Origin of the sequence: Clostridium sp., assembly GCF_016650035.1 — a bacterium.
Classification (GTDB): domain Bacteria; phylum Bacillota; class Clostridia; order Clostridiales; family Clostridiaceae; genus Clostridium_AD.
The window spans coordinates 1-8,966 of sequence record NZ_JAENWM010000120.1 but is presented as its reverse complement, the minus strand read 5'-3'; the positions used below and the strand labels follow the sequence as shown (position 1 = coordinate 8,966).

11 protein-coding genes and 2 pseudogenes are annotated in these 8,966 nt (G+C 31.1%); 10 read left to right on the top strand and 3 right to left on the bottom strand.

Translation table 11 applies throughout. The annotated features are described in order from the left end of the window. The first annotated feature begins 353 nt into the window (after window positions 1-353). From JJD95_RS18535 to JJD95_RS18520, 4 genes are read left to right on the top strand one after another with little or no spacing between them, the layout of a single operon-like run. Window positions 354-974, top strand: coding sequence for a TetR/AcrR family transcriptional regulator (locus JJD95_RS18535; RefSeq protein WP_291644739.1), 621 nt, complete (start codon window positions 354-356; stop codon window positions 972-974). Between the two features lie 22 nt (window positions 975-996). Beyond that, window positions 997-1,665: a haloacid dehalogenase type II gene (locus tag JJD95_RS18530; protein ID WP_291644737.1), complete on the top strand. Its 669-nt coding sequence runs from the start codon at window positions 997-999 to the stop codon at window positions 1,663-1,665. Window positions 1,666-1,705: 40 nt separating this feature from the next. Continuing rightward, window positions 1,706-2,332: a flavodoxin family protein gene (locus tag JJD95_RS18525; protein WP_291644735.1), complete on the top strand. Its 627-nt coding sequence runs from the start codon at window positions 1,706-1,708 to the stop codon at window positions 2,330-2,332. A gap of 43 nt (window positions 2,333-2,375) precedes the next feature. Beyond that, window positions 2,376-2,528 (top strand): hypothetical protein, encoded by a 153-nt coding sequence (locus JJD95_RS18520; protein WP_291644733.1) that lies wholly within the window; start codon window positions 2,376-2,378, stop codon window positions 2,526-2,528. 163 nt (window positions 2,529-2,691) lie between these two features. Here the strand turns inward: JJD95_RS18520 and JJD95_RS18515 are convergent, their stop codons facing one another. Next, on the bottom strand, window positions 2,692-3,078 hold the full coding sequence (locus tag JJD95_RS18515) for a pyridoxamine 5'-phosphate oxidase family protein (protein ID WP_291644731.1): 387 nt from the start codon (window positions 3,076-3,078) through the stop codon (window positions 2,692-2,694). A 235-nt stretch (window positions 3,079-3,313) separates the two neighbouring features. Here JJD95_RS18515 and tnpA point away from each other — a divergent pair, with 235 nt between their 5' ends. The 5 genes and pseudogenes from tnpA to JJD95_RS18490 all read left to right on the top strand — a co-directional run bounded on the left by tnpA (window position 3,314) and on the right by JJD95_RS18490 (window position 6,825). Next, window positions 3,314-3,712: an IS200/IS605 family transposase gene (tnpA, locus tag JJD95_RS18510; protein WP_291644729.1), complete on the top strand. Its 399-nt coding sequence runs from the start codon at window positions 3,314-3,316 to the stop codon at window positions 3,710-3,712. 4 nt (window positions 3,713-3,716) lie between these two features. Then, window positions 3,717-4,804, top strand: a pseudogene (gene tnpB, locus JJD95_RS18505) (IS200/IS605 family element RNA-guided endonuclease TnpB). A 392-nt stretch (window positions 4,805-5,196) separates the two neighbouring features. After that, window positions 5,197-5,823 carry a DsbA family oxidoreductase gene (locus JJD95_RS18500; protein WP_291644727.1) on the top strand — a complete coding sequence of 209 codons (627 nt, stop codon included), beginning with the start codon at window positions 5,197-5,199 and terminating at the stop codon, window positions 5,821-5,823. 256 nt (window positions 5,824-6,079) lie between these two features. Beyond that, on the top strand, window positions 6,080-6,490 hold the full coding sequence (locus JJD95_RS18495; RefSeq protein ID WP_291644725.1) for a flavodoxin domain-containing protein: 411 nt from the start codon (window positions 6,080-6,082) through the stop codon (window positions 6,488-6,490). A gap of 140 nt (window positions 6,491-6,630) precedes the next feature. Further along, a complete protein-coding gene (locus JJD95_RS18490; protein WP_291644723.1) occupies window positions 6,631-6,825 on the top strand; it encodes a hypothetical protein in 195 nt (64 codons plus the stop codon). Between the two features lie 386 nt (window positions 6,826-7,211). Here the strand turns inward: JJD95_RS18490 and JJD95_RS20190 are convergent. After that, a pseudogene (locus JJD95_RS20190) lies at window positions 7,212-7,714 on the bottom strand (Csac_0668 family 2Fe-2S cluster-binding (seleno)protein). 51 nt (window positions 7,715-7,765) lie between these two features. Between JJD95_RS20190 and JJD95_RS18475 the strand changes: the two are divergent. Next, window positions 7,766-8,074, top strand: a complete 309-nt coding sequence (locus JJD95_RS18475; RefSeq protein WP_291644717.1) for a redoxin domain-containing protein — start codon at window positions 7,766-7,768, stop codon at window positions 8,072-8,074. A gap of 77 nt (window positions 8,075-8,151) precedes the next feature. Here the strand turns inward: JJD95_RS18475 and JJD95_RS18470 are convergent, their stop codons facing one another. Next, complete coding sequence (locus JJD95_RS18470; RefSeq protein ID WP_291644715.1) at window positions 8,152-8,808, bottom strand: peroxiredoxin-like family protein; 657 nt, start codon at window positions 8,806-8,808, stop codon at window positions 8,152-8,154. Window positions 8,809-8,966 lie beyond the last annotated feature (158 nt).

The following is an 8,966-nucleotide window of genomic DNA, read 5'->3' as shown; positions in this document are numbered from 1 at the left end:
TCTTTAGGTGTTTGATCAATTCCTTTATTGTAAAGAGATTGTAGTTTTTCTGTTAAATTCATATTATAACTCCTTTTGTTATACAACATTTATTATACTTTGACGTTTCTATACGAAACTTATGAAACTTAAGTACAAATACATTATACGACCAGTCGTCTTAAAAAATTTAGTTGATTGTATATTTAAAATTTAGACATGGTGAAAGGTTAGATTTTTAAATATCTTGACATTTAAGACGACTGGTCATATAATCACTATTAAGGTGATTATATTGTAGTTGCAAGCCGAAATTCAAGAATTATGAAATCATCTCAATAGTATGTTGATTTTAAATAGATGGAGGTAAGAGAATGGATCACAAAACTATGGAAAAACGAAGAATAATTGAAGACTCTATAGGGGTTATGTACTTAAATGGTTATAATGCCACAAGTGTGAAAGATTTGGTTGATGCAGCAAAAATCCCTAAAGGTTCATTTTATAATTATTTTAAATCTAAGGAAGATTATGCTATTGAATCCTTGAGATATTATATGAATGAAATAGGTGCAGATCATTTTCTGATCCTAGAAGACGCGAAAATAAAGCCATTAGATAGGATTAGGAAGTTTTATCGATGTAAAATTGACAATATGGGAAATGAGGGATTTAAATTAGGATGTTTTCTGGGAAATATATCTCAAGAATTAGCGGATGTGAACAAGGATGTTTCGGATGTGACTAATGAACTGCATCAAGAGGTTGCCAGTAAAATTCTTAAATGTATTAAAGAAGCAGAAGTGAACCAGTCATTTAAACCAGTAATAGATGCTTCAATTTTGGCAGATGCAATAGCCAATAGTTGGCAAGGGGCCTTAGTAAGAATGAAATCAAGTAGAAATAATGAACCTCTTGATGAGTTCTACATGGTATTGAATGAGGTATTCCTTAAAAATCAAGTAAGTAGTATGGGTAATGTCGAAAGTGTATAAATTATAAAAATTGGAGGACGATATGATTAAAGCAGTTTTTTTTGATATGAATGAAACATTGTTGAATTTAGGCTTACTTAAAGAGAAGTTCGATAAGTATTTTAATGATGATTATGCTATGAAGTATTGGTTTACCAAGTTGCTTCATACGTCAACGATTGTTGGTATTATGAATGATTATAGAAATTTTGGAGAACTGTCAGAAGTTGTTCTTGAAAGTGTTTTTTACGAAAGTGGTAAAGAGCTGACTCAGTCGGCCCAAACAGATATATTAGGCTCTTTTAGAAAATTGCCGGCTTATGAAGATGTTGTAGATGCTTTTAAGCTATTGAGGGACAATGGTGTCCGCGTGATTACATTATCCAACTCTTCACTTACAATGATTGAGGAGCAACTCAGTAATGCAGGTATTATAGACCTGGTTGACGCCTATTATTCTGTGGACGCAGTGAAGACATACAAACCCTTTAGTGATGTATATCAGTACGCAGCAGATAGAGAGAATTTGACAGCAGATAACATTGCTATGGTGGCTACCCATGATTGGGATCTATTTGGTGCGAAGAAGGCAGGTTTTACAACAGCTTATATTAAGCGTAAAGAAGTTATATTCAACCCACTTTATCCCAATGCTGATATTAATAAGAAAAACTTAGTTGACGTTGTAAAAGAAATCATAAAGATTAAATAGAATAAACAAGTCATGTATTGACAAGGAGGTCAAGAATAAAATGATTTTAGGAATATCGGGAAGTCCAAGGCAAAATGGTATTACAGCCCATGCGGTGAAAGAGGTTTTATCTAATTGCAAAGATGAAACCAGGTATATCACTCTTTCTAACAAGCACATTGCAGGTTGCATTAGTTGCCTTGGTTGTACAAAAGATAATAAGTGTGTCGTGGAAGATGATTTTCCAGAAATAGCGGAAGCTATGGTTAAGGCTGATGCTATAGTCCTGGGGATTCCAAATTATTATGATGTGCCAAATGCATTATCACATTCTTTATTAGAACGATGCTTTTGTTTTCGTCATAAAAGCGCATTTTTACTAAAAAATAAACCTGTTGTTATACTTTCAACTGGTTATTCGGCTGATGAAGAAAATAGTCAAGTGTTAAAAATAGTCGAAAATTTTGCAAACAAAAATAATATGAACACTGTTTCGAAATTTTTAGTAGGTGCTTTTTCACAATGCTATTCCTGTGAATATGGTTTGACATGTGTTGATGGCAATATTGTAAAAGATAATGGATTTGTTGATAAAGTAATCCCAGAAATGTTGCCGTCTAAATTTAATGAACAAAAGGAATCAATTATTAAGTGTAGAAATGCGGCAAATTTACTAAATGATATTTAACAACAAATCATTACTATCATTTAATGAATAAAAAGTTTTCAATATGTCCATTCTTGATGCACTTGATAATTGTGGACTAGAGGTTATGACAGTTAATCAGATTAAAGGGTATATGTTAGATGAAAGCCCTAATGTATCAAGAGCATTGAATAAATTAGATGAACTAGTAAATATAGAAATAGTACATGCAGACTAAACTATAGAAAATAAACTCTGCGAAGAGTATTTGGTAAGATTTTTGCACCAGACATTGGAATATCATTAACAAACGAGGCGCTAATAAGAAACTTTTGCATATCAGGGATGACACTTTTATGTAGGTGTCACCCCTATAATGTAATGCTAACATTATTATTAATTTAGAACTTATGAACTTCTGCTGCTTCAGTAAATGAACAAATGCTTGCTGTTACGTCAGAAAGATAATAAGGTGCCATTACTTCAGAAGGAAACATATTTGCAATCTTTTCATCCATTTTTAAAAATGTGTTTACTGTATCTTCAGAATCATCTAATATTGCTGTACCATAAAGTCTTAAAAACTTGTCACCGTTATGAGCTGATATTGAAACTTTACCGTCATTTTGAAGTTGATTATGGACATTCATAGATTTTGCTGCAATAAAATATAATTTTTCATTGTGTGGTATGGCAATCCCCATAGGTCTTACATCTGGGGTACCTTCTCCATTAGTTGCAAGATAGTATATTTTGCTTTCTGCTAAAAAATTCGCTATTGTTTTCATAATATTCCTCCTAGTTTGTCCTAACGGACTAAATATATTTATTTAATACAATGTGATTATTACATACACAAAAATTTATGTAAATACATCTATTTTTAACCTAATGGGCGGAATTCTCCCATCCTCATAGGTGGGAGATGGATAGCCCTTGGGTTTAGACAAAAATATTTGTATATTTTTTAGTGTAAAGACACATACTATAATCAGTAATAATATTGTGATAGGAGATGATTACTTGATTTTAGATACAAATAATCATTCAGTATTTAGACTTAATTATCATTTGGTGTTAGTTGTGAAATATAGAAGAGAAGTTATTGATGATAAAATATCAAATAGATTAAAAGAGATATTTGAGTATATAGCACCAAAATATAATATTATTTTAGAAGAATGGAATCACGATAAAGACCACATTCATTTGTTATTTAGATCAAATCCAAATACTGAAATATCAAAATTCCTAAATGCCTATAAAAGTGCTAGTAGTAGACTTATAAAAATAGATTTTTCATTGATAAGAAATAAGTTATGGAAAGAGTACTTCTGGAGTAGGAGTTATTGTCTTGTAACAACTGGTGGAGCCCCTATAGATATAGTTAAAAAGTACATAGAAAACCAAGGAATGAGGTAAGTAAATGTTAAAAGCTTACAAGTTTAGATTATACCCAAATGAAGAGCAAAGGATATATTTAGCTAAGACTTTTGGATGTACTAGGTTTATATACAATAGAATGTTAGCAGATAGAATTAAATCTTACGAAGAAAATAAACACCTAGATATTAAGGCAATAAAATATCTTACACCTGCACAATATAAAGGTGAGTTCGAATGGTTAAAAGAAGTTGATAGTCTTTCTTTAGCTAATGCACAAATAAATTCAGATAAAGCATATAAGAATTTCTTTAGGGATAAATCAATTGGTTTTCCTAAGTTCAAAAGCAAGAAAACTAATTATAATAGTTATACAACCAATAATCAGAAGGGCACTGTCTATTTGGAAAATAATCATATCAAAGTACCTAAGTTAAAATCTATGATTGAGATAAAGCAACATAGATCGTTCAATGGATTAATTAAATCCTGTACTATATCACAAGTGCCTAGTGGAAAGTATTTTATATCAATATTAGTTGATACGGAGATTGTTATGTTACCTATAATAGATAATAAAATAGGTGTGGATTTAGGCATTAAAGAATTTGCAATAACAAGTAATGGAGTGTTTTTTAGCAATCCCAAACACTTAAAAAAATCAGCAAAAAGATTGGCTAAACTTCAAAGGGACTTATCAAGAAAGCAAAAGGGAAGTAATATTAGAAAAAAATCTAAAATAAAAGTAGCTAAATTACATGAGAAAATATCCAATCAAAGGAAGATACGTTACACAAAGTAAGCACTCAATTAATTAATGAAAACCAAGTTATAGTAATTGAGGACTTAAAAGTTAGCAATATGATAAAAAATCATAAATTAGCTAAATCAATTGCTGATGTAAGTTGGGCAGAATTTAGAAGAATGCTAGAGTATAAGGCAAAGTGGTATGGCAGAAAAATAATAATAGCACCGGCAAGCTATGCCAGTAGTCAGTTATGTTCTAATTGTGGAAATAAGTCAAATCAAACAAAGGACTTAGGCTGTCGGACTTATATATGTTCCGTGTGTGGAATGGTATTGGATAGAGATATAAATGCAAGTAAAAATCTACTAAAGCTAGCAATGTAATAAAAGATATATTGTTAGAGAGGTTGGAATGACCTTGATAGCTTGGGTAAACTTGCTACAGTGGTAGTATTGACCAAGAAGCCATCCACTTCTATAAGTGGTGGTAGTTCACTAGTTACTATCATTTTAGATACTAGGAAGGGTTATATTAATCAATGAAGTGAAGATTTTTTATCACTTATTGGTATCTAATAACATTATAAATGGGTAGGATTAAAAATTTAATAGATATGCAATGTATATTGCATAATAAGAAGAAAAAATGAGTACTACACAAAAGTTATATTGTCAGTGCTACAATGGTTAGTAAACAACTTAAACTTAGTTAAACCAAAGATTATAAAAAAACATGAAAGGTCTTACCATAGGTAAGAATTATGAGGTGAATAACAATGAAAGTAGAAATTTGGTCGGATTATGTATGCCCGTTTTGTTATATTGGTGAAAGAAAGCTTGAATTAGCTCTTGAACAAACTGGAATGAAGGATGACGTAGAGATAGTCTTTAATTCTTTCGAATTAGACCCTAACGCAAAGAAAAGCTATGATGATAACATAAATCAACTTATGGCTAAGAAATATGGTATGAGTATTGAACAAGCAACGAAGAATAATAATAATATTATTAAAGCTGCAAAAGGAGTTGGCTTGGATTATAATTTTGAAAATTTAAAGCGGACCAACACATTTGATGCCCATCGTTTGTCACATTATGCAAAGGAAAAAGGCAAGTTGAATGAATATACAAAAGCCATTATGAAAAGCTATTTTACTGATTCATTGAATATATCGGATTTTGATGTTTTAACTTCAATTGCGGTAGAAGTGGGATTAGATAGAGCTGAAGCATTAAAAATTTTAGAATCATCAGAGTTCGCGAAGGAAGTAAGGCAAGATGAGTCAAATGCACATTCACGTAAAATAGATGGAGTTCCATATTTCTTATTTGATGGAAAAGAAGCAGTACATGGAGCACAAGCTGTTGATACTTTTGTTTCTGTGATTGAAGGGTTAGAATAAGTAATAGTAAAAACAATCATTAATACAAAAGCACTCATTAGATTATGAAATACTAAATATGAACTACTTATCCCTGCAACCTAGGTTATTAACAGCGATGGTACTATTATTTTATCATCAGTGGATTACGATTATACTCAAAGATTAGACCCTGTAGAAGCTATAGAAGTTATTAAAAGCAGTAGTTACTAAAGTATTTTAATTATAGAAATAGATATCTACTATGTATACGATTATTTTGAAAGGAGATTTTAATATGAAAATAGCTGTTAGATATTATACGAAATCAGGTAACACAAAAAAACTTGCAGATGCAATAGCAAAGGTAGCAGGAGTTGAAGCACTTCCAGTTAGTGAGCCACTTAGGGAGGATGTTGACATTCTGTTCCTGGGAAGCTCTGTCTATGCTGGTGGGGTGGCAGGTGATGTTAAAAAATTTGTTTCTTCAATTAACGTAACCGTTGGAGAAGTTGTGAACTTTAGCACTGCTGCTTTGATTGAGTCCACATATAAACAGGTGAAAAAAGTTGTGGAAGCAAAAGGAATTCAAATGTCAGATAAGGAATATCACTGTCGTGGTACATTCACAATGCTGCATAGAGGAAAACCTGATAAAAATGATATTCAAAATGTAGCTAATTTTGCAAAAGAGATTATTAAGAGCTAATAATTCTATAGAATAATTGTTACTACTCAGGGTAGTAACCGCAAAAAAATCCAATCTTAGAGTGTAATAGAATAAATGAAGTGTTCGTTTAGAGTATACCGCAGACGAACGCAAACTAATAGCCTTTAAAGTGGAATTATATGGAAATGATAGCAATTGCAGTAAAGGCAGGTAAGTACAAAGGAAGTAAGCCTATAGAGTATCCTAAGCTATGGGAAAGATATTATAAAATGATGCAATATGGTGATATAAGTGGTGTTGATGTTATGAAAATATTAGATTTAAAGAAAACTACATTCTATAAACTAATTAATCAGTATGAGGAGGTTAAATAATACCTTCTTTTTTATTATGGATTGACTATTAATAAATATAAATCGGGGTAAGGCAATGATTTACAAAAAAATAACCACAAGACAGTTGTTACCATTTAAAATACCTAGAATAGCCATCTGCAGATATTAGTGGCACAAAAACTCTACTTTTGTGTTGATACCATTTGATATCTCAAAAGTAATAAATGAGCTTATGTGACAGTAGTTAGAGGCAAAAATTGTTATGTGGCTGTTTTTTACATTAGTGGGTTCCCTCCCGCTATAAGGATTATACGATTCTTATGGGGAGCACCAACATTTCCGAAAACGACCATTGGGCTAAAGCAAAAACAAGAGCATTCCACTCTTGTTGATTAAAATAATAATGTTACATAAAAAAGTTCTCATTATTTCATAGATAGTCCATTATCTATTGTAGCTTGAATTATTTGATGACAACACTTACCTAATGGATTTTTCTTTTGACATTGTGAATTACTCATTGCTCTAGTAATTTTAAAACCTCATTCATGTTGGTAGCACCATCTTTTATCACCGCATTTATAACCTGTTCTTCGGTTACTTCACTACAATAACAGGCATATTTAGGATTAGCATCTTTCTTAAACCATATAGGAACTTTCATTTGTTGCTTATTAAATTTTACAGTTAATTTTGGAGTGTAATATGTAATATCACATTCTTCGCACATACATAAAAATTAGTCATTATCTCTAACTTGCTCGATTAACTCATCAAGTAGCATATGCTTTACTGTAATATTTTTTACTAGTTTACCTTCTTTTCCGCATATGGGGCATAATCCACTTTTCTCAACCAAATCGATAGGTTCTGTTTGGACCTCACAGCAAGATTTTTTTTGACAATTAAGTACTTCTTTCTTCATCATTTATTTCTCTCCTTTACTTATTCAGCACATCAGCTGAGTTTTTTCATATACTTGTCAAAGGATCATGCAACAAGTTTTATTGCTTCGGAAATAGTAGGGTATTTATTAAAGGATAGTGATTTGGTTATAGTGGCTATAGACATAGGAGAATCTTTAAGCACAGTTAAACCATTTATCGAGAGTAATAAATATAATTTTAAAGTTCTTATAGACTCTGACCAGAGTGTTGCAAATCAATATAATATATCAGCAATACCTACTTCATACTTCATTGATGAAGACTGTAATATCATCTCTAAAAACGTTGGTGCTATGAATATTGAACAGATGAAAGAATACATTAAAACTTTAGATAAATAGATGAAATGTAAAGTTATTTCTTATTTGTTATATTAATCTAATCCTAAATGATAAATAATCTCCTTATTAAAGTGAAATTACTTATTAAACTGCATCGCTTTTAGACATTTAATAACTTCTGAGGGGTCCAATCTATTAGTGTAATCTGTATCTACATGAGAAAGTATAATTACTCCGTTTTTATCTATAATATAGGTTGCGGGTACAGGAAGTTCATAATTTTTATTTCCTTGCGATGTGGACAAATTAATGTTCATTAGTCTATAAAGTCGTCTTAATTTTTTATCTACTGTAAACACAATGCCAAATTCCCTGGCAATTAAATTGTTTGTATCACTTAATATTTGAAACTTTAGCTTATGTTTTTCAGATAGTGTCATGGATTTATCAGGTAATTCTGGTGAGATTGCAACTAATTTACCACCTAAGGCTTCAATCTCAGGAAGAACATCTTGATATGCTGCTAATTCCAGATTACAGAATGGGCACCAAGCACCCCGATAAAAATTAATTACTAAGGGACCCTTTTTTAGCAATTCAATTGAGTTTATCCTTTCTCCAAAAGCATTTACTAGTACAAAGGCAGGTGCAGAATCTCCAAGCTTCAAAGCTTTCTTTTCAATTTCTAGCAACGCAAGATTTGTTGCGGCTTCATTCATTATATTTTCAATAAATTTTGGCGTAAATTTGTTCACCTTTTGTTTTAAAATTTTTAATTGTTCTTCTAAATGCATAGTAAAACTCCTCTCATTATACGTAAGCGATGGAACACCTACCGTATCCTAAAAAACAAGCTCCACATCAATGTTGTGAAGCTTGTTTTTTAATAAAATCCTTCTTTTGCAATTTTCTTTATATAGTTATACTGTTTTCTAATAAGTTTCTTAAATTC

Bases quoted from the DNA above. Each gene is read 5' to 3' on its own strand.
- JJD95_RS18500 (WP_291644727.1), top strand. From the start codon at position 5,197: ATGAAAGTAGAAATTTGGTCGGATTATGTATGCCCGTTTTGTTATATT.
- JJD95_RS18515 (WP_291644731.1), bottom strand. From the start codon at position 3,078: ATGAAAACAATAGCGAATTTTTTAGCAGAAAGCAAAATATACTATCTT.
- JJD95_RS18535 (WP_291644739.1), top strand. From the start codon at position 354: ATGGATCACAAAACTATGGAAAAACGAAGAATAATTGAAGACTCTATA.
- JJD95_RS18490 (WP_291644723.1), top strand. From the start codon at position 6,631: ATGGAAATGATAGCAATTGCAGTAAAGGCAGGTAAGTACAAAGGAAGT.
- JJD95_RS18520 (WP_291644733.1), top strand. From the start codon at position 2,376: ATGTCCATTCTTGATGCACTTGATAATTGTGGACTAGAGGTTATGACA.
- JJD95_RS18495 (WP_291644725.1), top strand. From the start codon at position 6,080: ATGAAAATAGCTGTTAGATATTATACGAAATCAGGTAACACAAAAAAA.
- JJD95_RS18470 (WP_291644715.1), bottom strand. From the start codon at position 8,808: ATGCATTTAGAAGAACAATTAAAAATTTTAAAACAAAAGGTGAACAAA.
- JJD95_RS18530 (WP_291644737.1), top strand. From the start codon at position 997: ATGATTAAAGCAGTTTTTTTTGATATGAATGAAACATTGTTGAATTTA.
- JJD95_RS18525 (WP_291644735.1), top strand. From the start codon at position 1,706: ATGATTTTAGGAATATCGGGAAGTCCAAGGCAAAATGGTATTACAGCC.